Below are 23,239 nucleotides of genomic sequence, written 5' to 3'. Positions count from 1 at the left end.
CAAACTCCAACCCAAACATTTACTTCGAGCTTAAATTTGTTACTGACCTAAACACCCCAACAGTTCGACAACTTTAACTTATTGGGGTGTTTGTGGTCTGTCTAAGAAAGGATTTTAAACTAACTGGCATCTCATGTATTGGAAACTCAAACAAATAAGCCAATAATGTTGAGACCAAAAATACCAAAAGAAAAAACCTTTTTACTCATGAAAGCTATTAAGCTTGCGCTTCAAGTAAAACAGCACGAAGCACTTCCGCCGTTTTCTCAATCTCGTTCTGCGTTAAAGTTGGGTGCACTAAAAACATTAAGCTGGTTTCACCTAACTCAACTGCGTTCTTTAATGGTATTTCTGGCCTGAAGTTTGTGCCATCAAATGCTTTTTCTCGGTAAACTTCAGAACAACTGCCTTGGTATGCAGGCACACCTTGCTCAACAATCGCATCAACAATTTTATCGCGAGTCCAACCTGGTTTTAGGTGCTCAGGGCGAATAAACATATAATGCTTATATTCGGCATGTTCAATGTATTCAGGAATATCCACACTTCGAACAATTGGAAGATCAGCCATCGCCGCTTCAATCACAGCGGCGTTTGCTTGACGCTTTTGCGTCCATTCAGCCATGCGTTGAATTTGGATACGACCAATAACCGCTTGCATTTCTGTCATACGCCAGTTGGTACCAAAGCTTTCATGAAGCCAACGAAAGCCTGGTGGGTGCTCGCGGTTGTAAATAGCATCATAGCTTTTCCCATGATCTTTATAAGACCACATAAACGACCATAGTTCTTTGTCGTTAGTGGTTACCATGCCGCCTTCGCCACCTGTGGTCATGATCTTGTCTTGGCAGAAAGACCAAGCACCAATATGACCAATCGTACCGACACTGCGACCTTTGTATTTCGCACCATGTGCCTGAGCACAATCTTCAATAACCTTGAAGCCGTGCTGTTCAGAGAGCGCCATAATGGCATCCATCTCGGCAGGCATGCCTGCAAGGTGAACAACAATCACGACTTTAGTTTTTGGCGTAAGTACCGCTTGTATCGATTCAGCGGTAATGTTTTGACTGTTCAGATCAACATCCGCAAAAACAGGTGTCGCACCAGCTGTTACAATAGAAGAAGCCGATGCTAAGAAAGTACGAGATGTGGTGATCACTTCATCACCTTGACCAACCCCAAATGCCTTTAATGCAACATCTAACGCGAGCGTTCCGTTACCCAGAGCCACTGCATATTCACAGCCAACCCAAGCCGCAAACTCTTTTTCGAATTCACGACCTTCTTGACCCGTCCAATAGTTTACTTTATTTGAAAGTACAACCTTACTTACGGCATCCGCTTCTTCTTGAGTAAACGAAGGCCATGGGGAAAATGATGTATTAAGCACGATGTCACCTAATCAGTTTTAATTTTTATGATTTGATAAACTCATGAGCTGGAGAGCCCACAACAGTTTTAAAATTTGGAACATTATTGATAACTGTTGAACCTGCGCCAACAACGGTATCACATCCAATAACAACAAGTTGTTTCACTTGGCTTCCGATTCCGATCCAAGTATTTTTACCAACTTCAACGCCACCCGCCAAGTTTACACCAGGACTAATGTGAACACCTTCAGCGAGCTTGCAGTCATGATCAACAGTGGAGCCTGTATTAATAATGCAGCTCACGCCAATATGACTAAAAGGGTTAACGACCGCATTCGCCATAACAACCGAACCGATACCAATATTAGCGTACTTACTTATTACAGCTTTGGGGTGAGCAAGTACACCAAAGTTCGCTCCCGCAGAAGTCAATTCACGCTGTTTGGAACAGCGAGTCGCATTGTGACCAATCGCGACAACAGCCAGGTCATACTCTTTCACATTAGAGAGCAGCGTACTTGTATCACCAGACACCGACCAGTGTTCAACGGATTTTAAGCTTGGCCAACGGTCATCAAAAAAGACGATATTGTGATAACCATTAAGTTCAGCTATCTCGGCGATTACTTTTCCATGCCCACTTGCCCCTAAAATGGCGCAGCTTTTCATGATTGGTTATTGCCTTGATGCGGTGAACCTGTAAAAGGTTCGATGGTAACGTGCCCATCAGCTGATATGCCCTCTTTAACGAAGACTTTTTTTACCGTTAAGAAAAGGATTTTAATATCTAGCCAAAGGGTTCTGTTATCTACATACCAAACGTCTAATGCGAACTTATCTTCCCAACTGATTGCATTGCGACCGTTAATTTGAGCCCACCCCGTTATACCAGGGCGAACGTCATGGCGACGAGCTTGCTCTTTGTTATAAAGAGGGAGGTATTGCACCAATAAAGGACGAGGGCCAACCAAACTCATGTCCCCTTTCAATACGTTCCAAAGGCCTGGTAACTCATCTAGACTACTTGAACGTAACTTGTCACCAAATGGTGTCATGCGTTCTGCATCAGGTAGCGGATTGCCATTAGCATCAACCGCATCTTTCATACTGCGAAACTTCACCATTTCAAATGGCTTTCCATTCAATCCAGGGCGAGTTTGACGAAATAAAACGGGAGAGCCAAGGTTTTTACGAATCTTCCAAGCCACTAAAATCACTATAGGCGATAACAAAACCAGTGCAATTAAAGAGGATAAAAAATCAAATAGTCTTTTCATCACTTAATTCTCATCTCTTTTAACATAAAGTCATTAACCTTGTGTACATCAAATTTTTGCTCAGCAATTTCCCTTGATTTCAATCCCATTGTTTCGGCTAAAGGTTTATCTTCAATGAACTGAATCATTTTATTGTATATAGCAATACTATCTTTAACCGGTATAAGGAATCCATTTACACCATTTACAACCGTTTCACGACAACCTGGTGCATCAGTCGTGATAATTGGCCGCCCCATCGCCATAGCCTCTAACACAGAACGGGGCGTGCCTTCTCTATAGGACGGTAATACATAAACCGCAGATTGTGTTATCGCAGGTTTGACATCATCCATGCGCCCCAAAAAGTCGATATAACCTCCATCAACCCAAGATTGAAGTTCAGACTCTTGTATCGAATCAGGGTTATCATCTACAAAACCGACAAGACGACAAGTAGCAGTAGGATGAGATTCCTTTAGCATTTTGGCAGCTTTCGCGTACTCTCTAATACCTTTATCACCAAGTAATCGTGCAATTAATAGAAAGTCAACGGATAACGGGAAGGCAGTTGGTTGAAAATCTTCAACATTTATACCTGAACCGTTTACAACGGATATAGGAGTTTTAGTAGTTACTAATCCTAGGCTTTGGAATAAGCATTTATCATCATTATTTTGAAAAAATACACCTGCATTAGTATTCAATGCAATCTTGTATAAGAACTGCAGTATTTTTTGAATAAACTTACGTTTACCCTTAGCCTCTCCTGTAAAAGCATAACCTAAACCGGTGATCAGGGAAAAAGTGTTTTTTACACCAGCTAACCATGCGGCTAAAGAACCATAGATTACCGGTTTTATGGTATATCCCATTACAAAATCAGGCCCTAATTTATTCAATATTTTATAGATTTTAAAAAAATAAATAATATCTGCAAAGGGGTTTAGTCCGGTTCGCTGAAGTTTAACTTGATGTACAGAAATGTTTTTTATCTTAAAAGAATCTTGTAAACTCATAGGCATATTCGGTACGATGACATGCACATCATATCCTTTATTTTGAATAGCCCTTATTAACGCGCCACGAAATGATTGAATCGACCCTGGGAAACTAGCTATCAAAACAAATTTTTTATTTTTAGTCATAAGAGTTACTTTTTCGCCTTGCTTCTTGAGCTGAAGCGATTATAGAGATAATCAAAAAAATCAATATTGGTGTAAACATCCATTTTTGTCGTACAGCAATACCTAAGTTAGCGGTTGTCATAGACAAAATAACCCAACTTATAAAAACATACCACCACATAAATATTCTATTACCTGTCAAACATAAGTTTTTAGTCGTTAACTTTGCTTTTAATGCCAAATAACAAAGGTACATAAGTAACATGTTATCTAGAGATGCTAACAGTTGTGTAATACTATGAGCTTCAACCGGCAATGGTCTAAACATATAAGTAAACATCTGCATTGGTAGTGACATTGAAGAAATATCAATACCGCCGCCACCTTCTTGATTATATCCTTGCCGGGTTTCAATATAACTTTCTAAGTTTGAGGCGTCATTTTCAACACCTGCATACTCTAAAGCAAAGGGGATCATTATGAGTGCAGTTACAAGTCCAATCGACCCTAGAACAAATCGTGGTATTAAAGAAATATCACGACTTAACACAGTTGATATTACAACAGCTATTATCATAATTCCTGCCATATGTGGCCTAACAAGAAGCATTAATACCAAGGCAATGAACATTAACAATATACGCTTATGAAAGTTCAGAGATGAAAATAAGGCGATCCCCATCGCCAAAAAAGAGATAGCGTCTTTACCCAGACTTGAAGACCAGAAGCTAACAGAAGGCAGAAATAAAAAAACTAAAACCAGTCTCCTAAGAAAAAGACTAGAGTTACCAGTAATAGTGTTTAAACTTGCATAGACGAAAAGCAGACCTATTGAACCAAAAAAATTAAAGACTAAGAACATGCCCAGTATTGATAAGTCTAATTGGTGCAAAATACTAGTTATATAATTAATAGCTACGGTCCCAGGCCTAAAGCTTGCTAAGGGCTCAGCTCCCCAATAGTAATAATTAACAGCATCACCGCCGTGCTTTAATACATAACTAAGTGCGACAAAACAAAACATCGTATGATAAAAATACAGCCCAGTAGATAACTTTTGACTAATTTGCAAAAACCATGAACATTTGAGCGTTAGAAACCAGCCGAAAATAAATATCAATAGCGCACTAATTATATGCCACACAGTAGAAGCCAAATCAATATTATACATTTTCACCTCTAAGTTATGATATTCAACTTTGATTCAAAAAATTGATGAAGTTACATTTCCTAAGTATTTCTGACCATGAGTGATCTGAAATTTCACTCCCTGAGTTGATATTTTTAAGTTCAGATAAATCTGTATCAACATTAATGCTGGAAATTCTACCTTTTTCAAATAAATCGTCAAAATAGAAGAACTCAGAGTCTACTTCTAACAAAAATTTGTCTACCCAATGATAACTATTAGTTAAAACCATTAGTCCAAGACCTAAATACTCTTTTACCTTTGTACTATCTTGCAAATAAAAAGGGTAAGAGACTGGCGTATAGTTAATTCCTGCGACGGCCTGTGACATATAGAAATAGCAATCATCTCTATCTAATCGCCCCTTAAAAACAATACGTGTAGATTGAAGCTTACGTTTATCTTGCTCTGAGTTACCAATAACTATAATAGAGTAGCCTAAGCTATCTATTTTTTTTAAATACTCAATGACACCTGTGCGATTCAGTGAACCACAATAAACAAAATGGTATTTCTTATGACTCTTCTTATAGTGATTGGCAAGCTGTGAATCAAACCCCATAGGTCTATATATTTTTTTTGTTGCTCTAGTGAAGAAATAACCTTTACGAACGCTTTCATTAAGAAAAATATAACGGCCACACTTTACGTTAAACAGCCTTTTCAGAAGGTTTTTTAATATTGGATAACTTCCTGTAGATAAAGAGTGGTATTCTCCTATTAATTGACTTCGTTTAAATCCTTTGAACTTCCAGAATGGGATAAAGCCAAAGTAAATAATCACCAAATCAAATTCTCTTGCCTCTTTTATGTCACTACCAAATGAAACAATAAACCCCCTGCTTTCTAAATATTCTAAATATGCCTTCGTTTCAGGAAGAAATGATTCAGTCTCCTTAAAGTAAATATATATTTTTTTCATAATAAAACACCTAAGCTAATTCCTCTACAAAATCTATAGTAAATACTTGGAAGCAATCTATTGAGAACATATCCTACACCGGTCCCAATTGCTGCTCCAACAATACCATAATGATTAATTAGAGAAACCCATAGAATTATACTAACGAACATAGAAACTACCATGAAAAAAAGCAGTCTCTTACGCTCACTGTTTTCTGAGTATAACATTATAGTGGAACCAAACCCGAACAACATACTTGCTGATTGAGATAACATTAATATATATACTGATATTGAAAATAATTCATTATCTATATTAAATATCATTTCTAACATAGGAATAAATGCGAGCAACAATACACACACGGACAAACCAAATAAGAATGAAATCAATGAGTACTTTCTAGAAAGAACAGAAAGTTCTTGCAACTTACCTTCATTATTAAGCTTTACAAGCTTTGGATTTATTCTCAAAATAACAGATTGAACAAAATAGTTTAGTATATAAACTATTGTTTGTGCTTTAAAATAAACACCCAAGTCAGAATATCCATTAAAATTAGCAATAAAAACACGGTCAAACTGGTTAAGCATTAGTTGCAAAAGAGAAATAAATAAAACCAAATATCCAGATTTAACTACTGAATGAACTTCTGATTTTAAAGTTACATTACATAAAATCTCCCATTTAAAATCTAATAATTTAATTGTATGATAAGCAACAAATAAAACAACAGTTAAAGTAACAACCATTAGAAGCATTGAAATGCTAAAAGTTCTTATTCCACCACCAAAAAATATATTAACAGCCAAAAGTATAGCAAATATTAATGTAATGGCAGGTCTTATAAAGTCATCAACTAATGAATTAATAAAAAACTTTTCATTTACTGTCCAAACAGGTGTTTTCAATGAAATTAAAACCAAAAGAATAAATAAAGCCAGAAAAATTGGAGCTACTTGTCCATCAATACGATAAAGAACATAATACAGAAAGGGAATGATAAATATGCTGGTAACTAGGCAAATAAAAAAAGAAGCATACGTCCTATTTACGCTATCTTTTTTTCTGTGCACATAATTTTTCATTATAACTACATGTTGACCAAGAGAAGCCAAGATCGCACAGACTGCTATTACAGTCAAAGACAATGAATACTTACCTAAAAAATCATCCCCTAAGTACTTAGATAGTAATATTGCTGTCAATACACTAAATAGTGCGCCAGTACATTTTAACAGAAAAATAAATGCTGTTTTTGGTATCTTCAAATTTATGCTTTCTTTATATTTTCAAATTCATACATTGAATAATTTATTATACCTTCAACCTTGTAATAGCTATTGCTATATGCTTTGACTTTTTTCCCTAGCACACCAGCAGCTATAACAACATGTAAGCGATCTGTTGTTATTTTTTCATAACAATTAATAAGCTCTACGAATTTTTTTGCACTATAAAAAGATTCGGCTTTGCCACCAGCATCGAACCGAGCAATTGCAGATATATCATTATATTTACGACGTTTTACATCTAAATTTTCATTTATCTCCCTATCACAGCGATAGGCAAGTATCTCTTCTGATATCTTGGATTTTAGATATTTATGATATAGAAATATCCCATGCCTAAATACATTGTATAAATGAAGATTCGGCTTATAATCAGTAGTTTCTTCATAACTAAGTAGCTTTACGAGATCTACATTAAACGCCATGTCATGATCAATTAATATATTACATTTAGTAGCTAATTTTTGGCAGTAGTTATAAGATGGTAGCTCTCTACAAAATACTATATCATCCTCTTTAAGATTAGTAATGAATTGATCCACCCCTCTAATAGACTGAGGCAGAATTATCAGCTTCTTGCAGTTTTTTGACATTTCAATATACGCGTCGATTATAGTTAATTGCTCAGGAACTAAAGCGCCACCACCACCAGTTACAACAACATCAGTAGAGTTTACACTCCTCGAGTCATCATAGTTAATAATTTCATAATCAAGTCCTATTGAATCAGCCAGCATATAAAAGCCGACGTTTATTAACGAGTCACCGGCATTACCTCTATTTGGAAAATATTTTATTTTATTTCCTGATTTTTTTAAATTTTCTAAAACACTCTTAACAGATGTCATTCTTTACATTCCACTCTAACAGTTAATTTAACTTTAAAAATAACTAAAACCGCATACTAATTATATTATATGAACTAGTGGTACATTTACAAACTGGTAGTTTGATTTAATATACCAAATTACTGCTTTATCAATACCTTTTTTGATATCATATCTCGGTATATAACTTATTTTTGATCTTGCCTTCGAAATATCAGCTTGCGAATGCCTTACATCTCCGGCTCTAAACTCTCGATAAGTTGGTGCTGCTGAGTGTTGTAGACCTAAAGCTTTAAGTGCTGTTTGTATAGAATAATACAGTTCGTTAAGTGTTGTTCTGTCCCCTACAGCTACATTATAGACTTCGTCTTTTGCTTCATCTTGTGCTATCGCAGCCAATAAGTTCATTTGTACAACGTTATCGATGTAGCAAAAATCTCGGCTCGTTTCGCCATCACCATTAATGTAAACGTCTTCGCCATTAATCATCGCCGCAGTCCATTTTGGAATTACCGCCGCATAAGCGCCGTTTGGATCTTGTCTGCGACCAAACACGTTAAAGTAGCGTAGGCCAATGGTCTTGAATCCATAAGTGCGAGCGTATACTCCTGCATAAAGCTCATTTACGTACTTGGTTACTGCGTAAGGCGACAGTGGGTTGCCAATGTTTTCTTCTACTTTTGGTAATGCTGGATGGTCGCCATATGTCGAACTGCTCGCGGCATAAGTGAAGCTTTTCACTTGCTCTTCTTTCGCTGCGTCTAGTATATTTAAGAAACCAGTAATGTTCGCAGCATTCGTGGTAAGTGGATCGGCGATAGAGCGAGGCACGGAACCGAGTGCTGCTTGATGCAGTACGTAATCAACGCCTTGCACGGCTTGTTGGCAGGATTTTAGTTCACGAATGTCCCCTTCCATAAAATTAAAGCGAGACCATTGTTCTTCTGATACTAGGCTTTTCACTTCATCTAAGTTGTGTTGGTGACCAGTTGCAAAGTTGTCTAACCCTACTACGGTTTGATTAAGCTTTAGTAGCTTCTCTAACAGGTTTGAGCCGATGAAGCCAGCGACACCTGTTACTAACCACGTTTTCGGTGATTCCAGTAACTCTTGTTGGATTTGTTCGTATTTGGTCATTATGTTTTCCGTTACGGGCGAACTCAACGTTAATAGTTAAGGTTGATTGCTGTTGCCAATAGATTCTGAATCACGCTTACTCCTCGCTGTTCAGAATGACGAGATTTAGGCTACAGTGTGGGGGTCTTTCATTCTTCAAGCTAAGGTTCAGGAGTCCTTAATCAGACTCCTGAACTTTGGCTTGAGATTACAGGCGCATGTCTACGCTTTCTTTGTCTAGTACGTACTTCAAGTCATATAATACGTGTGCTGGCTTGCCCAGTGCGTGGATCTTCTCTGCGCCCATCTCTTTGAACTCATCGTGAGATACAGCCATGATGATAGCATCGTAATCACCTTGTTGTGGTTCTTCAGATAGAGTCAAACCATACTCATGCTGAGCTTCTGCGCTCGAGCACCATGGATCCACGATGTCTACATTGATGTTGTACTCTTGTAGCTCAGCAACAATATCAACCACTTTGGTGTTACGTAAGTCTGGACAGTTCTCTTTAAAGGTAAGGCCCATCACTAGTACATTTGCACCCTCAACGTGAATACGCTTCTTAAGCATCTTCTTCACAAGCTGAGATACAACATATTGGCCCATACCATCATTCAAGCGACGACCTGCTAAGATCATCTCTGGATGGTAACCGACTGTTTGAGCTTTGTGCGTTAGGTAGTAAGGATCCACACCAATACAGTGGCCACCAACCAAACCCGGGCGGAATGGTAAGAAGTTCCATTTTGTGCCAGCCGCTTCTAACACTTCTAAGGTGTCAATACCTAGTTTGTTGAAGATGATTGAAAGCTCGTTGATAAGTGCAATATTGACGTCACGCTGTGTGTTTTCAATCACTTTTGCTGCTTCTGCTACTTTGATTGAAGATGCTTTGTGTGTGCCAGCTGTTATAATACTTTTGTAAAGCTGATCAACATATTCTGCCACTTCTGGAGTAGAACCACTGGTTACTTTTAAGATATTAGTCACGCGGTGCTCTTTATCACCTGGGTTAATACGTTCTGGTGAGTAACCAGCAAAAAAGTCTTGGTTAAACTTAAGGCCAGAAACACGCTCTACAACTGGGATGCAGTCTTCTTCCGTCGCGCCTGGGTATACTGTTGATTCGTAAATAATTACATCACCTTCAGAGACCACTGTTCCCAATGCCTCAGAAGCTTTGATTAGCGGTGTTAGATCCGGTTGTTTATGCTCATCAATCGGTGTTGGAACCGTAACAATATAAACATTGCACTCTTTTAAGTCTTGAAGAGAGGTGGTGTAAGAAAGGTGAGTGGCTTCCGCCAGTTCATTGTCACTGCACTCTAGTGTGCTATCACGGCCCTTCGCCAGTTCGTCAATACGTACTTGATTGATATCAAAGCCAATCGTTGGCGACTTTTTACCGAACTCTACAGCCAAAGGTAACCCAACGTAACCTAAGCCAATGATTGCAATTCTTGCATTTTCTACTGACATATTCATAAGTAATAAAACCTAATTATTAATAATTATTTTATCGAGGCTCCGGCCTAACACTTGGTTCCGTTTAACCTAGTGTTAGGAAAGCCTCAAAATGCCTCAGCACGCTTTTGGTTACTCAGGCATGTTTAATTTCGTTTAAGAAGATATATTTGACGCGCAGACTAAGCTGGCCAGTCGCATTTGGGTACGCTACCGCCCTTAGGTTTGGCTCCTACAGGCAATAGTCACAATTTGTTCGCTTTATGCGGTTTTCATACGGTTTTAAATATGCGGAGCATTCTAGCAAAGTAAGTGCATATTAACCAGTTTGAAATTGACTCTGGCATGACAAACAACTCACCACGCATTCAACCAGCGAGAGCATTGTACGTCTTGTAGGTACTGAGTGCCTATGTGGTATCGGTTTTCTTGTGCTGCGTCGCAGTAGCGTTTTTCTATATCAATAAAAATATTGCCGTTGCGGTACAGCGAGACGAAGCTCGGGTTATTGTTTACCGCCAATAACGCTTTAATCTCGGTGCGTGTTAGCCCTTGTGGGTAGTGGTTAACCAGCAGTTTCAAAAACTCGCCAATGCGTCCTTCTACTCGCGCTATCTCTTTTTCTAAAATGGTGACTTTTTCTTCCGTTGTCAGTTTTTTTAGGCTGATATCGTCCATTTGCCCTCTCCCTAATTCTACTTTTGTTTCTTGACGTTTTTTGTCTGTATTCGCGCTTGGTCTGCCCTAGCCTTTTGGTTTCCTAAGATCTTGGTTTTCTAAGCTATTTTTTTAATAGCTTTGGCTGTGTGAACAAGCGCTTCGTCTGTGAATAATCGAATGGTCACTTTTTAGAATCCGTGCAGGGCGATTTGGATTGAACTAGGGCCTTGATACGTGCTTCGAACGGATTGGTGGTGCTTTTGGCTTGGTAGTCCGCTAGGGCCTGAGAGACGGGCGTGGGTTGTTTGTGAACCATGGGCTTGGCTGCCGGTTGGGTTTTAGCTTCCTTGGTCGATGTAGAAGCAGAAGCCCTTGCTGGTTTAGCCGCTTTTGTTTGCTTAGCCGCTCTAGCCTGCTTAAAGACTGGCGATGAGTCTCGCTTCGCTTTGGCTTAGGCGCTTCTTCTTAGCCAGCCATTCACAAAGTGGCCAATGTGCTCAAAGGGTTTGCGCTTATCGGGGTTGATGTACAGCCAGGCTTGCATAGCATGCAGTTCTTGCAGCACATCTAACTTTGGGTAGGTTCGCTCTAAGATTTTGTAGAACTCATGATAAATCGGCGCGCTGCCCTCTTTGGTGAGCAGGTGAATCACGGCTTCATTCTGTTGGCTTATGGGGTTTGTGACGTTGGTTTTAGGTGTCGAGGTCTCATGTTGTTCAGAACCGCTTGGGGGATCAAGTACATCGGTGTCATCCAAGCTGCCGTTTTTCAAGCTCAACTCTGTTTTATGTTCTTTATGAAAGATTATGTGTGCCGGATGATCACTCTCCGTGGTGGATCTTGAGTCACCCAGGGGAGTGTCTGAATGGTCGGTTTTCTTCGCATGTTCTGTCTTCTGTGGATATTCCGACGAAGCTGACGGTAAACCTGTTTGTTCTACATTCGTGTTCTCTTGATTCGCTTGGTCTAGATCGATCTGTTGAATGTGGCTGTCGCTGGGAAGGCGCAGCTGATATATGTTGCTGCGCTGGCGTCCTGAATCATCAAACCGCTTTATCCGCTTCACAAACCCTTGTTTTTCGAGCTCGTTAACGTGTCGTTTAACGGTTCTTACCGACACTTCACAATATTGCGCCAAGTAATTGAGGGAAGGAAAACACACGCCGCGCGCGTCTGCGTTATCGGCTAATTTCAATAGCACTAACTTGCTTATTGGCGAGCCAGTTTTTAATGGGATGAAAGAAAGAATTAGAGAAACACACATGGTTAACGCTCCTTGTTAATTAGTCATTCGTATAGAAATCCATTGATATACAGAGCATTAACAACACTTTTTGGCGCTTTATGGGCGAAAGGCCCATGAGATAAGTTGTAAGAAAAGATGTTTGGTTAATCGCCTCGGATAGATATCCAACATCAACCTTATTAAGCAATGGCTTTTCGAAGCACCTCTCACTTTTTTGCGTTCCTCTGTTTTCGTGTTATTCCCGCCAAACCCAATCAAGAATGTTGAAGTACATTGCCCTCCCCATGCAGCAATAAGGTGCTTAATGAAGGCGATAGTTTCTCTTTTTATTTCAGCGTATCAACCCGGAATGGCGAGCATCGAGTGCCACGCTAACTCCCTCATTCAGTCACGCCAGCCGTTACTTTTTAGTGATAGTGATGGGTCTGGCCAAGTACTGAGCTATGAAGTTAACGGTTATAAAGAAAGCCATTTAGAAGGTTGTTATTTTAATGAGGATGAATGCGGTGACACCCCCAGCTATGACGATATTTGTTGGATGATCAGCCGAGCACGGCGTAAGCAGCCTCTGGGTTATTACGTGATGTATCTGCGTTATGTCAGCCACCACCCCGGCTATGAAAAAACCGTAGCCACCAGTCTGCGACAACACATCGCATTGCACCCTGATTTAAAAGAATCGCTATCAACGTCTTTAATCGCCTATTTACAACAACACGAGGATTTATTTTGTCAAACACTCCACCAGCAACTGATCGAGTTCCAAATCAGCCGTTAGAAGCGTCTGTTTTACAAGAGCGGGCTGACACCAAAGAACGAATTGATTCGGAAGAGCAGGCTAGCAAGATGGAGCTTATCCCTTCGTTAGAGCCTTGTTTACCTTCAGCATCCTATTCATTCAGCCTGGTTTCGGTTTTACTCCGCTTACCTCATAGCCCGCCATATTCCTTTATTACGGTGCATTGCAGCGCCACGCCACCACAGCAAGATGTAGACGTAGCCGAGATTCGCAAATGGCATAAAAAGAAAGGCTGGCGCGACGTGGGCTATCACTTTGTTATTCGTCGCAACGGGGATGTCGAACTTGGCAGGCCGCTGTCGCAAACCGGCGCGCATGTGAAAGGACACAACAAGGGCAATATTGGGGTTTGTTTGGTCGGCGGCTGTAATGCCGAGCTGCAACCAGAAGATAACTTCACACTTGCGCAGCGTAAGGCACTGTTTGGTTTGACGGCAGCGTTACAAGAGCAGTTCTTGATTTCAGATGAGAATGTTAAAGGGCATAAAGATTGGGGCGTAAATAAGGCGTGTCCGGTTTTGGCTTTAAGAGCTTAAGAGCAGATGCGAGTAACGGGTAGCGAGATTCGAAAGGCTTAAGAGCGGGAGTGACGAGAAAGGCGCTATATAACCATCAATAAACCAAGGAGTTGTATGACATTGTTCGGAAGAATATTCGGGAGCCAGTCTTCTATTAACAAGGGGTTAGATGCACTCACCAACACAGGAGATGCGATGTTTTTTACTGATGAAGAAAAAGCGAAGCACAAACTGGCACTGCTTAAAGCGTATGAACCTTTTAAGTTAGTACAGCGCTACATTGTGTTGTTGTTCACTATTCCTTATGTGGCATTGCATGTGATGGTAATTCTGGGTTGTATGCACGGTTACGATTGGAAACCGTTGGGGGAAATGACCAATGAAGCGTTTGGCTATCCGGTGTTAGCGGCGATTGGATTGTATTTAACGGGAGGGGTGGTAAAGAAGTAGAAGAGCAGATGCGGGTAGCGGGTATACTAGTAACGAAGAGATGAAGAGATGAGGAGCAGATTCGAGTGGCGCTTTTCGTATCTCGCCACTCGAATCTCGTTACTGCTTTTAGTTATTTCTTGTCGCTCGAATACGTGTAGTTGTAGTAACCGTAGCCATACGAGCTTGATGCTTTCTTCTCGATGGCATTGAAGATAACGCCTTTCACTTCGATACCCGATTGTTCGAAACGGTGGCGAGCCACATCGATCTCTTTAATGGTGTTTTGGCCGTAGCGCGCAACCATTAGTGTAGTACCAGCGAAGGCACCGACAATGCTTGGGTCGGTTACCGCCAGTACAGGTGGAGTATCGACAATCACCAAATCATATTCTTTTGATGCCCATTCCATAAGTTCTGCAAAGCGCGGGTGCATTAGCAGCTCAGATGGGTTGGGTGGTACTTGCCCGCGGGTAATGATTTCTAGGTTTTCTACTGGGGTCGTTTTAACTGATTGAGCGAATTCTTGCTTGCTGCTCAATACATCAGAAAGGCCGTTTTCCCATTTCAAACCAAAGCTTTGTTGTAGGTAACCTTTACGCATATCGGCATCAATCAACAATACTTTCTGGCCTGTTTTTGCGGCTACTGCGGCAAAGTTAGTCGAGATGAATGATTTACCAATGCCTGGCGCAGGGCCAGAAATCATCAAGATGTTATTTTTCGCTTCTAGCATTGCGAAGTGCAAGCTGGTACGAAGGCCACGCAGCGCTTCAACTGAAAGATCCGCCGGGTTCGATTCAGCAAGTAGTGCTTGAGTCCCCTTGGTCTGCTGTTTCTTCGATTTAAAGCGGTTGGTTAGTTCAATCTGTAAATCAGATTTTGGTACCGCTGCGTAAACAGGCAGGCCGATTTGTTCAATTTGGTCTGGGCTTTCCACACCACGGTGGAACGCTGCTTTTACTAACACAAACGCGACACTTAGCATGCTACCCAATAGCGTTGCTAACACAACAATCAGCGGCTTCTTAGGTTTAACGGCGCGAGCATAAGCTTGAGCGTCATCTAAGATACGAACGTTACCGACCGTACCGGCTTTAATAATGCTTAGCTCTTGAACCTTGTTTAATAACTGGATGTAGATTTGTTGGTTTACTTCAACATCACGTGTCATACGCAGTACTTCACGTTGTGTTTTCGGTAGTTTTTGCACTTGTTTGTTTAAGCGCTCTCTCTCACCCAATAGCGTTTTACGCTTATCAAGCAGGGCTTTATATGCAGGGTGATCTTTAGTGAAGCGCTGGCTGATTTCACTCTCTTTAAACGTCAGCTCATTTAATTGCGCTTCAAGCTCTACCATTACCTTCAAGGTTGATTGTGCCTCTAAGCCCAAGTCGATCGATTCGTTCTTCTGGCGATAATTGTTCAGTACGTCTTCATAGCCGGTTAGCTCAGATTTAATGCCCGGAAGGTGGCTTTCTAGGAACTCGAGGCTCTTCTCTGCTTCTGCTGAATTACGCTTCACGTTTTGTAAGAAGTAGATCTGGCTAATATGATTAAGAATTTCAGAAATCTGTTGTTTGTCTTCACCTTCAAAGCTTAGCTTCAAAATACCGGTTTGCTTGCCTTGCTCAGACAGAGACAAAGAAGCTTTCAACCATTCGATTGCTTCTAGTCGGCTTTGTTTCGCAATAGAGAATTCAAAATCGTTGTGTGATTCAAAACCCGCCACAAACAAACTGTAATCGTCAGCGGTGGCTAGCTCACCCACCTTGCCTTGCAAGATAACGCGCTCATCGTCACGAACCAATTGGTAAGTACCCTGCTCCGCATCAACAATCTGAATGGTGTGCGCGTAACTGTTCGCGTAGCTTGGCAAAGTAAAACGGCTTACTGCGATGTGGTTGATGTCGCCAGTTAAGCGGGCAAAGCCTTTACCTACGATGGGTGCATAGTTGGGTGAAGTCACAGTCGTTAAGTTAAACTTATCAACCGTTTCACCCAAGATCATACGAGATTTGATGATCTCCACTTCTGTTGTGGCAGAAGATTCTTGAGAGAACAGTTCTCCCATATCACCGACCATAGAAGAGATGCCACCAGAGCTTTTCTCTTCAATTTGAATCAGGGCATCGGCTTTGTATATCGGCGTTGAAAGCAAAGCAAACGCAATACCAAGCACAGCAAAAACAAATGTGGTCAGCATGATTAACCATTTAGCATCTAATAAGATACCAAGCAGTTTCCCTAAGTCTATCTCATCAGAGTTATCTGTGTGTGATTGCTGAGATGGTTGTGTTGTCATCAGATTACGACTTCCTAAACTAGTATTTTGAAGAGAAGTTAAGTACGGCTTATTGGCTTCTCTTTTATATGATTCGATTAATGGCTGTGTGTATAGCTTTACTGGGTATCTCTAAAGCCTAACTGGGCATACCTAAAAACTTAATGAGCCATCTAGAGCTTTTGGCTATATCCAAAGCTTAACTGGCTATATAGAAAGCTTAACGAGCTTTAGTTAACGCTTAACTTCTTCTCTAGAGCTTTTTCGCCCAAGCTTGTGCGGCTTCGTCAATCAACTGGTAAGCGTATTCAAACGCTTCGCGGCTTTGGCGGTGCGGGTCAGGAATGTCTTTTTGACCAATCCACTGACCAAACAGCATGGTTTTACCACGCGCTTCAGGTGATATTTGAGTGAGCGCCTCCATATGGCCCTTCTCCATCACCAAGATCAAGTCATACTGGGCACAAAGCTGTGGTGTCACTTGTTGAGACTGATGATTTTCAACATCGACCCCGTTTTCTGCGGCGATTAAAATCGCGGTATCGTCTGCTGGCTTACCAATTAAACGACTTTTCTCGGCAGCAATACCGGCAGAGGCCACTTCTTTGTTGGGGAGCAGTTTTTGAAGAACGCGCTCTCCCGTCGGGGAACGGCAAATATTGCCCACGCAGACGACTAAAATTTTATTAAACATAATGGTCTCTAATTGTATTGGGCCTATAAGCTGGGTTTACTTTTAGATGTAAAAATCAGGTTACACGTACAATGCAACCTGATGATTAATTAGGGTTTATTACAAACCAGGGCTTATTACCAATTACGAACGCGCAACATGCCTTCAGTTAGGTTGTTAAATCCAGAAATGGTCGGAAGCAACTGTCCTATCACACGGTTCCAGCGGGTGATTGGTGCTGCCGTGACATAAACAATGTCGTAAGGTTTTAGATCAAACTCAGTGCCAATCACCAATGCAGAGGTATCTTCCATATTCAGCTGGTAGATGTCTGCCATGCGTTCTGATTTATCATCCGAAGTGCGAATCACAAATACGCCCGTGGCGTCTGCCGTTAATTGGTTAATGCCACCAACGTTGCTGAGAGCTTCCGTTAAGCTCATGCCTACACGGTCGATCTTCAACAGTTGCGGGTCATTCACTTCACCCATCACGAATACTTTTTGGTTATCGTTACGCGGCACGTGAACAATATCACCCGCTTGCAGTAAGCGGTTTTGCGTTAGGTCACCACGTTGCATCAAGCCGTACAAAGACAGGCTTTCTTCCACGCCATTACGTGTTAGTGAAACATTACGCCAGTCGGCATCTTCAGATAAACCGCCAGAACGGTTCACGGCATCCAATAACGTTAAGGGGATGTTGGTGATTGCTTGCTGGCCAGGTTTCGACACCTCACCCGTAATGTAGGTTTTCTTAGATCGGAAAGCCGCGACGTTTACATCAACTTGCGGGCTTTCGATGTATTTCGCCAAACGTTCTGCTATATCAGAACGAATTTCACGAACCGTTTTTCCTGCAACGTCTACTGTACCAATGTACGGGTAGAAGATGGTGCCGTCTGCATGAACCCAGTTACCCGCTTCTGTGCTGCTACGGTAAGAACCGGCAGGAATCGTCAGTTCAGGGTGATCCCAGATCGTGATATTTAAGATATCACCGACGCCAACTTTGTATTCATACTTTGCGATGTCTACGTCAAGCTCAGGGTTGGCTTGTGAAACCGACAATGTACCCGTTTGATAAGTCGATACTAGCTGTGCCGTCAGCGGATACACATTAACCACATCAGAGATATCAGATTCTTGCTGTTCTTCTGAAGGCTGAATCACATTCTTATTGTCAGTGGAAAGGTGGGTCCCTGGAGTGGTACAGCCTGCTAATAATGCTGGCAGGAGCGCTAAAATGAGGCGATTTTTATTAATCTTCATGTTTACCAAGTCATAGAAACGGAATGTGTCGTGATATCCCAAAGGACACCCAAAGAAGTTAGAACAAACAATTTTATCAGCTACGCAGTATTTAATAGAGTTAAGGAGGGCTATTACTGTGATATCGCTCCCACTTAATATCAAAGATAGGAACGCTACCGCCCTTTGATATTCCGCGACATCACACTGCGTAGTTAATCTGCCTCTATCTATCTGGAATTGAGATAGAGGTTTTTTGTCATAAACCGAGCCAAAGATCGGACTTTCACCCGGTTATTTTATTGCGTATGCATTATCCACAATTTGTGTTTATTATCAACCTAGTTGAATGGTTAAAGAGCAGATACGGGATGCGAGTGAACGAGTGGCGAAGAGCTAAAGAGCAGATGAGAGTAGCGAGATACGAGTAAACGAAGAGCCTAAAGCCGTGTCGGGATGCTTTTAGCTCCTCCCCTTTATCACAACTGTTGCTTGGCAGAAAATACCAACATAAGGGGAGGCTGGGAGGGGTTGGTAACACATAGATTAATATCCCCCTCTAACTCCCCCTTTGATGAACATCACCGATCAAAAACGAACGGCGTTCAAGGGGGAGAACCAAAAGCTAGACCCAATGAATATCACGATATCTTAAGCTATTCGTTATTCGATTATTCGAGACTGCTCTTTCCCCGCTCTTCGTATCCCGCTTACTCGTCACCCGCATCTGCTTTCGATCTACTTAACGCTACTCGGCCTTTGGAACCAAGGTGAGCGCGCATCGGTTTGATCGAACAAGTTGTACTGCTTGTTCAGCACTTGGCCGCCGTCACGCGTGATCGGTAACCAGGTAAAACCAGCGCGGCTTGAGCTTGGTTTCACGGTAACAAGATCAAACGGAATCGATACATAGAAGCCTTTGGTATAGCTGCCTTCACCGTACTCTTCCGTTGTCATGTCGGTTAAGCTGACAAACGCACCGGCAATAACGCCACTCTTGAATTGCTTAGAGAAATCGACACGAGTCCCGACATCACCCGCAAGAAATTTACCCACACCCACTTTAAGCAAGGTATCGCTCAAGAAATCCCATTGTGGGGTGTAGTAACCAGTAATAAAGCCCGTCGTGCCTTTGTCGATCACTTTGTACGTTCGGCTGCTGTCGTCTGGGTTAACTTGGATCTCTTCATCAAACGTGCCAAACCAGCTTTCTGGATCGCGCTGGCTTATTGCTGTCATGTCTGCGCCAATCGCCCAGTTTTGGTTGAATGGACGATACAGGATTTCGCCACCCACACCCGCGAACATGCTCTCTAGGTAACCGCCGTAAGCTTGTGTGTAGACACCGCTGCCGTAGTCTTCAAACCACGTCAGTTGTAAACGGTCTAAACGAACCGGATCATCAACATAAGAGCGGAATAAGGTTCTTACTCTTGGCGTTTGGTCAGTGCCGTCTGATGGGATTTCGTAATTAAACTTGTCGTAGTTATCGACTAAGTTAACGTAAAGCGAACCCGACAGTTCAACATTGTTTAACGCCCAGAATGACGCATTGGTGTATAAGCCTAAACTGTATAAGTAGAAGTTTTCAGCCGAACCGAACGATTGCGCTAGGTTTGGTGAAATCGACACGTCGAATCGTTCACGCCCATCATGATAAATAACGGATTTCTTACGCTCTAATTCGTGAGTATCGGTTGCATCACTGGTTTGAGCATTGAGATAACTATTGTTAGCTGCCGCTTTGAACGCTTGGGCATCTACCGTTGTCTCGGTGAGTTCCAACGATTTGTCGTTTTCAATGATTTTGTAGGTGTCTATGTAACTCGGGACCGCGTTGGCAATCACGGTCGCACCGCGCTCAAGGGCGATATCTCTGTCTCGGTATTTAACCTGAGTACCCTTTACCACAATACTATTATCGTCGACCAAGATTTGCGCTTGTTCATAGCCCGCGATCGTTTCAAGTTCTTCTGCAAGGGCCGCCATATCAATATCGTCAACCGTATCGACACCACTTGGGCGCAATTCTGCTGTTTCGGTATCTCGCCACACAGAATACATTTCATTGAAGTTGGTAGAAAGATCGAAGCCAAGGGTTAAAGTATCACCACGCTCATAACTGACTTTTGCCGTTGCCCAATCAGTAAAACGATACACTGCGCCCACATTCCAAGGGGTATGCTGCGTCATAACCGCAGCACCATTCGTTACGGGATAATCTTGTGAATAGTCATTGCTGTCATATTCAAGCTTAAGCGTTAATGGCTTATAAGGCGTTTGATATTCTAAACCACCATAGATTGCCGCATCGCCTTTGAACCAGCGCTCAAAATCGACCATACCACCTCTACCTTTTGTATCTGACTCACGCTCGCAAAATTTATCACTGGCTTTACAGAACGGATTGGTGAAATTACCACTGGTGCCCATGTAGCCCCAGCCCATGCCTAACGTGACATCAAGCGGGCCAAATCGTTTACTCGCCGCGACAAATTCGCCATCAAATAATCCTGTTCCACCGAAGTCACGTACTCCGACAGAAAACTCTGGCAAATAGTAGCCTTCTTCGATTAAGCGAACTTTAAAATCGATGCCTTTGTCAGCGTGCGTGTTACAACCACTAAAATTATCAGCAGAGCAATTAGGGTCCCCAGCATTATCCCCGCTATAAAGTACATCTTGTGTTTGTGTGTAACGAATGGTGGTTTCTAACCAAGGCATCAATTGCAGGCTAACGTTATAAAAATAATACTCGTTATTGAACGATGCACTAAGGTTGAATTCACCCTCTGGAGCCATGCGCGCGGTAGGCATTTGCATTAAGCCAACACCACCAAAGTTCATTTGCGACGTTCTGTATTCTGTGTCGTCGAATGGTGATTTTTCTGCTCGAATCGAAGAGGAATCAATGGTTGTTTCTGCACGAGCCGTGTCTGTAAAAACCGGGGCTGCAATAACCGTATCTGCAAATACAAGGCCACTACTGGCCATTAACAAGGCGCAGGTAACCGATGTGCACACTGCCGATAGAGGGAATGATTTCTGTTTCAGCATTACAGGCCAACCTTATGACGTAGCAAATCGACAATATCTTGGTTCAACGTTGAGTATTCCGATGGCAAAGAGTAGAACGCCATAAATACGATGGCACCTGGTGCTAAGTAAACCGGCTGTTCGTTCCAGTACGCATATTGAATGGTTTGCACCACGCCATCTGGCTGAACAACATACGCCACACTTTTATCTGCAGATTCACCAATAAAGCCGTTCGGTAATGCATCAAGATAATCATTCAACGTGCCATGCTCAATCAGATTCATTGTTACCGACTCTTTCATTGCACCCATCAACTGAATTGACGTTGGTCGTTGTGGTAAGTACAGAGAAAAGGCTTGAGTTTGACTGTCTGACGGCTTGTTAGTATGAGAACTTGAAACAAGCAGTGGATTCTTATCTGATTGCGAGATAACGGCATTACGGTCTAACTCAATAAAAACTCGATTGAGATATTGGAAAGAGGCTAATTGTTGGCGCACTAAATTTGCTTCTGGCTCTTCTACTGCGAAAGCTTCAAGCTGGTTAAATACATTGCGCTTTTTGGCTTCGATAGCTTGGTTAGCTTCTTTAAATCCAGTAACTGCAGTCGCTTCAGTATTGGTTATATCAAACAGTTGAGCTGAAAGGGGGAAGTAACCAATAGTACCGTTAGCGTTAGAGCTCGCATTCGCGTTTGCGTCGTCTAATACACGAAGCAGTCGAACGTTAGTTTGATACTCAAGCGTCACACCTTGAAGAGGAAGCTCGATTGTTGTTTTAACTGAAGAAGCGCTGTCAGGCTTATAAAGAGAAGCAGGCGTAACAAGATCAGAAGCCGCAGAAGCGGAGCTCAAAGCAAACAAAGCGCTCATCATTAACAGAGCTCTCATCGTTAACATAGTTCTCACCAATGGCAACCGACGCCCCGTCATTTTTGATGTATGACTCATATAATTCATCATTTTAGTTCATTACCCTGTTCGTTAATTGCTTTGATAATGCTTAAGGACGGTTAACTCAAGCCTTGTCATATCAGGGCCTAAATACTGTATGGTTTTTACCACTTTGCCTTCGCTGTCGACCCAATATTCGTTGGTGATGTCTTGTTCTAATATTGGGAATTGAATTTTTTCTTGGAATTTCTTGGTATCGATAGACGCTAACGGAGTTTCAACCGTGTCATTTCCCACATACGTTCGGGTGATGTTCGCTTTATAGCCGAATCGATAGTTAGGTTGCCAGTCGTAAACCGCTTGCCATTTTTGAGCTCCGGGGTTGGCAGACACATCAAACGCAGAAGAAGAATCGGCTGACGAATTGTTTGCAGAAGAGAATGCATTCAACGGTTGGAATGCCAAACCAGAAAGGTTTTCGTAAGGAAGCAATAACGTTTGTACGACACGTCCATTTTCAGTGACGATCATCGCTTTGTCAGAAGACATCCACTTTAACTGTTCTGCGCCCGTTTGCGGGTTTTCACCGACGTACGCTAAGACCATGAAGATTTTACCTTGGTCATTCACTTCTGCATAAATGCTCGAATAAGGTAAGTTTTGAATGTATTCCTTCGACAGCTCAACATCAGAGCTTCCAAAAAAGGCTTCATCAAAAGTAGAGTTAACGTCTTGAAACTGCTGAGAACAACCAGCAAGAAAAAGACCAAGAGATATGATTAGAGGTTTAAGCATGATGAGTTCTGCTTCCTAGCAATCTTGTTGCTGATGTCCAATATGAAAATCTGATATAAAAAAACCACTTTATGCTTTCACATAAAATGGTTTTGAAC

20 protein-coding genes and 1 pseudogene are annotated in these 23,239 nt (G+C 41.8%); 3 read left to right on the top strand and 18 right to left on the bottom strand.

Going from position 1 to position 23,239, the window contains the following annotated elements; genetic code table 11:
- Positions 1 to 217: 217 nt before the first annotated feature.
- The 12 genes and pseudogenes from AB6D93_RS06895 to AB6D93_RS06840 form a co-directional block, all read right to left on the bottom strand.
- Positions 218 to 1,393: a DegT/DnrJ/EryC1/StrS aminotransferase family protein gene (locus tag AB6D93_RS06895; protein ID WP_102332649.1), complete on the bottom strand. Its 1,176-nt coding sequence runs from the start codon at positions 1,391 to 1,393 to the stop codon at positions 218 to 220.
- Between the two features lie 25 nt (positions 1,394 to 1,418).
- On the bottom strand, positions 1,419 to 2,045 hold the full coding sequence (locus tag AB6D93_RS06890; RefSeq protein ID WP_102332648.1) for an acetyltransferase: 627 nt from the start codon (positions 2,043 to 2,045) through the stop codon (positions 1,419 to 1,421).
- Positions 2,042 to 2,653, bottom strand: coding sequence for a sugar transferase (locus tag AB6D93_RS06885; RefSeq protein ID WP_170967446.1), 612 nt, complete (start codon positions 2,651 to 2,653; stop codon positions 2,042 to 2,044). Before AB6D93_RS06885 ends, AB6D93_RS06890 begins: the two co-directional genes overlap by 4 nt.
- Positions 2,653 to 3,780, bottom strand: coding sequence for a glycosyltransferase family 4 protein (locus AB6D93_RS06880; protein ID WP_102332646.1), 1,128 nt, complete (start codon positions 3,778 to 3,780; stop codon positions 2,653 to 2,655). The genes AB6D93_RS06885 and AB6D93_RS06880 overlap by 1 nt, the downstream gene beginning before the upstream one ends.
- Positions 3,773 to 4,930 (bottom strand): hypothetical protein, encoded by a 1,158-nt coding sequence (locus tag AB6D93_RS06875; RefSeq protein WP_102332645.1) that lies wholly within the window; start codon positions 4,928 to 4,930, stop codon positions 3,773 to 3,775. Before AB6D93_RS06875 ends, AB6D93_RS06880 begins: the two co-directional genes overlap by 8 nt.
- Positions 4,931 to 4,952: 22 nt before the next feature.
- Entirely contained in the window at positions 4,953 to 5,870 is a 918-nt protein-coding gene (locus AB6D93_RS06870; protein ID WP_102332644.1) for a hypothetical protein, read from the bottom strand.
- Complete coding sequence (locus tag AB6D93_RS06865) at positions 5,867 to 7,123, bottom strand: oligosaccharide flippase family protein (protein WP_102332643.1); 1,257 nt, start codon at positions 7,121 to 7,123, stop codon at positions 5,867 to 5,869. The genes AB6D93_RS06870 and AB6D93_RS06865 overlap by 4 nt, the downstream gene beginning before the upstream one ends.
- Before the next feature lie 2 nt (positions 7,124 to 7,125).
- A complete protein-coding gene (locus tag AB6D93_RS06860; RefSeq protein WP_102332642.1) occupies positions 7,126 to 7,992 on the bottom strand; it encodes a polysaccharide pyruvyl transferase family protein in 867 nt (288 codons plus the stop codon).
- Between the two features lie 60 nt (positions 7,993 to 8,052).
- Positions 8,053 to 9,108, bottom strand: a complete 1,056-nt coding sequence (locus AB6D93_RS06855; RefSeq protein WP_102332641.1) for an NAD-dependent epimerase/dehydratase family protein — start codon at positions 9,106 to 9,108, stop codon at positions 8,053 to 8,055.
- A 187-nt stretch (positions 9,109 to 9,295) separates the two neighbouring features.
- Complete coding sequence (tviB, locus tag AB6D93_RS06850; protein ID WP_102332640.1) at positions 9,296 to 10,576, bottom strand: Vi polysaccharide biosynthesis UDP-N-acetylglucosamine C-6 dehydrogenase TviB; 1,281 nt, start codon at positions 10,574 to 10,576, stop codon at positions 9,296 to 9,298.
- Positions 10,577 to 10,912: 336 nt separating this feature from the next.
- A complete protein-coding gene (locus AB6D93_RS06845; protein ID WP_102332639.1) occupies positions 10,913 to 11,233 on the bottom strand; it encodes a hypothetical protein in 321 nt (106 codons plus the stop codon).
- Positions 11,234 to 11,396: 163 nt separating this feature from the next.
- Positions 11,397 to 12,479, bottom strand: a pseudogene (locus AB6D93_RS06840) (helix-turn-helix domain-containing protein).
- A gap of 286 nt (positions 12,480 to 12,765) precedes the next feature.
- Between AB6D93_RS06840 and AB6D93_RS06835 the strand changes: the two are divergent.
- The 3 genes from AB6D93_RS06835 to AB6D93_RS06825 all read left to right on the top strand — a co-directional run bounded on the left by AB6D93_RS06835 (position 12,766) and on the right by AB6D93_RS06825 (position 14,228).
- Positions 12,766 to 13,239, top strand: a complete 474-nt coding sequence (locus AB6D93_RS06835) for a hypothetical protein (RefSeq protein WP_102332638.1) — start codon at positions 12,766 to 12,768, stop codon at positions 13,237 to 13,239.
- Positions 13,191 to 13,796, top strand: a complete 606-nt coding sequence (locus tag AB6D93_RS06830) for an N-acetylmuramoyl-L-alanine amidase (protein WP_102332637.1) — start codon at positions 13,191 to 13,193, stop codon at positions 13,794 to 13,796. The genes AB6D93_RS06835 and AB6D93_RS06830 overlap by 49 nt, the downstream gene beginning before the upstream one ends.
- Positions 13,797 to 13,892: 96 nt before the next feature.
- A complete protein-coding gene (locus AB6D93_RS06825) occupies positions 13,893 to 14,228 on the top strand; it encodes a hypothetical protein (RefSeq protein ID WP_016784030.1) in 336 nt (111 codons plus the stop codon).
- Between the two features lie 112 nt (positions 14,229 to 14,340).
- Here the strand turns inward: AB6D93_RS06825 and AB6D93_RS06820 are convergent, their stop codons facing one another.
- The 6 genes from AB6D93_RS06820 to AB6D93_RS06795 form a co-directional block, all read right to left on the bottom strand.
- Positions 14,341 to 16,512 carry a polysaccharide biosynthesis tyrosine autokinase gene (locus tag AB6D93_RS06820; protein ID WP_102332636.1) on the bottom strand — a complete coding sequence of 724 codons (2,172 nt, stop codon included), beginning with the start codon at positions 16,510 to 16,512 and terminating at the stop codon, positions 14,341 to 14,343.
- A gap of 232 nt (positions 16,513 to 16,744) precedes the next feature.
- Positions 16,745 to 17,185 carry a low molecular weight protein-tyrosine-phosphatase gene (locus tag AB6D93_RS06815; RefSeq protein ID WP_102332635.1) on the bottom strand — a complete coding sequence of 147 codons (441 nt, stop codon included), beginning with the start codon at positions 17,183 to 17,185 and terminating at the stop codon, positions 16,745 to 16,747.
- A 116-nt stretch (positions 17,186 to 17,301) separates the two neighbouring features.
- Positions 17,302 to 18,435 carry a polysaccharide export protein gene (locus tag AB6D93_RS06810; RefSeq protein ID WP_102332634.1) on the bottom strand — a complete coding sequence of 378 codons (1,134 nt, stop codon included), beginning with the start codon at positions 18,433 to 18,435 and terminating at the stop codon, positions 17,302 to 17,304.
- A gap of 717 nt (positions 18,436 to 19,152) precedes the next feature.
- A complete protein-coding gene (locus AB6D93_RS06805) occupies positions 19,153 to 21,471 on the bottom strand; it encodes a YjbH domain-containing protein (RefSeq protein WP_102332633.1) in 2,319 nt (772 codons plus the stop codon).
- On the bottom strand, positions 21,471 to 22,352 hold the full coding sequence (locus AB6D93_RS06800; protein WP_102332632.1) for a capsule biosynthesis GfcC family protein: 882 nt from the start codon (positions 22,350 to 22,352) through the stop codon (positions 21,471 to 21,473). The genes AB6D93_RS06805 and AB6D93_RS06800 overlap by 1 nt, the downstream gene beginning before the upstream one ends.
- An 84-nt stretch (positions 22,353 to 22,436) precedes the next feature.
- Complete coding sequence (locus AB6D93_RS06795) at positions 22,437 to 23,141, bottom strand: YjbF family lipoprotein (RefSeq protein WP_102332631.1); 705 nt, start codon at positions 23,139 to 23,141, stop codon at positions 22,437 to 22,439.
- Positions 23,142 to 23,239: the final 98 nt, after the last annotated feature.

The organism is Vibrio sp. 10N.247.310.23 (assembly GCF_041467155.1).
Lineage (GTDB): Bacteria > Pseudomonadota > Gammaproteobacteria > Enterobacterales > Vibrionaceae > Vibrio > Vibrio crassostreae_C.
The sequence above is the reverse complement of the archived record's forward strand: the minus strand, read 5'-3'. Positions and strand labels throughout refer to the sequence as shown.

What these genes read in the sequence shown, in the direction of transcription:
- AB6D93_RS06890 (WP_102332648.1), bottom strand. Translation starts at nt 2,045, where the DNA reads ATGAAAAGCTGCGCCATTTTAGGGGCAAGTGGGCATGGAAAAGTAATC.
- AB6D93_RS06820 (WP_102332636.1), bottom strand. Translation starts at nt 16,512, where the DNA reads ATGACAACACAACCATCTCAGCAATCACACACAGATAACTCTGATGAG.
- AB6D93_RS06880 (WP_102332646.1), bottom strand. Translation starts at nt 3,780, where the DNA reads ATGACTAAAAATAAAAAATTTGTTTTGATAGCTAGTTTCCCAGGGTCG.
- AB6D93_RS06860 (WP_102332642.1), bottom strand. Translation starts at nt 7,992, where the DNA reads ATGACATCTGTTAAGAGTGTTTTAGAAAATTTAAAAAAATCAGGAAAT.
- AB6D93_RS06815 (WP_102332635.1), bottom strand. Translation starts at nt 17,185, where the DNA reads ATGTTTAATAAAATTTTAGTCGTCTGCGTGGGCAATATTTGCCGTTCC.
- AB6D93_RS06835 (WP_102332638.1), top strand. Translation starts at nt 12,766, where the DNA reads ATGAAGGCGATAGTTTCTCTTTTTATTTCAGCGTATCAACCCGGAATG.
- AB6D93_RS06825 (WP_016784030.1), top strand. Translation starts at nt 13,893, where the DNA reads ATGACATTGTTCGGAAGAATATTCGGGAGCCAGTCTTCTATTAACAAG.
- AB6D93_RS06870 (WP_102332644.1), bottom strand. Translation starts at nt 5,870, where the DNA reads ATGAAAAAAATATATATTTACTTTAAGGAGACTGAATCATTTCTTCCT.
- AB6D93_RS06810 (WP_102332634.1), bottom strand. Translation starts at nt 18,435, where the DNA reads ATGAAGATTAATAAAAATCGCCTCATTTTAGCGCTCCTGCCAGCATTA.
- AB6D93_RS06805 (WP_102332633.1), bottom strand. Translation starts at nt 21,471, where the DNA reads ATGCTGAAACAGAAATCATTCCCTCTATCGGCAGTGTGCACATCGGTT.
- AB6D93_RS06885 (WP_170967446.1), bottom strand. Translation starts at nt 2,653, where the DNA reads ATGAAAAGACTATTTGATTTTTTATCCTCTTTAATTGCACTGGTTTTG.
- tviB (WP_102332640.1), bottom strand. Translation starts at nt 10,576, where the DNA reads ATGAATATGTCAGTAGAAAATGCAAGAATTGCAATCATTGGCTTAGGT.
- AB6D93_RS06855 (WP_102332641.1), bottom strand. Translation starts at nt 9,108, where the DNA reads ATGACCAAATACGAACAAATCCAACAAGAGTTACTGGAATCACCGAAA.
- AB6D93_RS06795 (WP_102332631.1), bottom strand. Translation starts at nt 23,141, where the DNA reads ATGCTTAAACCTCTAATCATATCTCTTGGTCTTTTTCTTGCTGGTTGT.
- AB6D93_RS06875 (WP_102332645.1), bottom strand. Translation starts at nt 4,930, where the DNA reads ATGTATAATATTGATTTGGCTTCTACTGTGTGGCATATAATTAGTGCG.
- AB6D93_RS06800 (WP_102332632.1), bottom strand. Translation starts at nt 22,352, where the DNA reads ATGTTAACGATGAGAGCTCTGTTAATGATGAGCGCTTTGTTTGCTTTG.
- AB6D93_RS06845 (WP_102332639.1), bottom strand. Translation starts at nt 11,233, where the DNA reads ATGGACGATATCAGCCTAAAAAAACTGACAACGGAAGAAAAAGTCACC.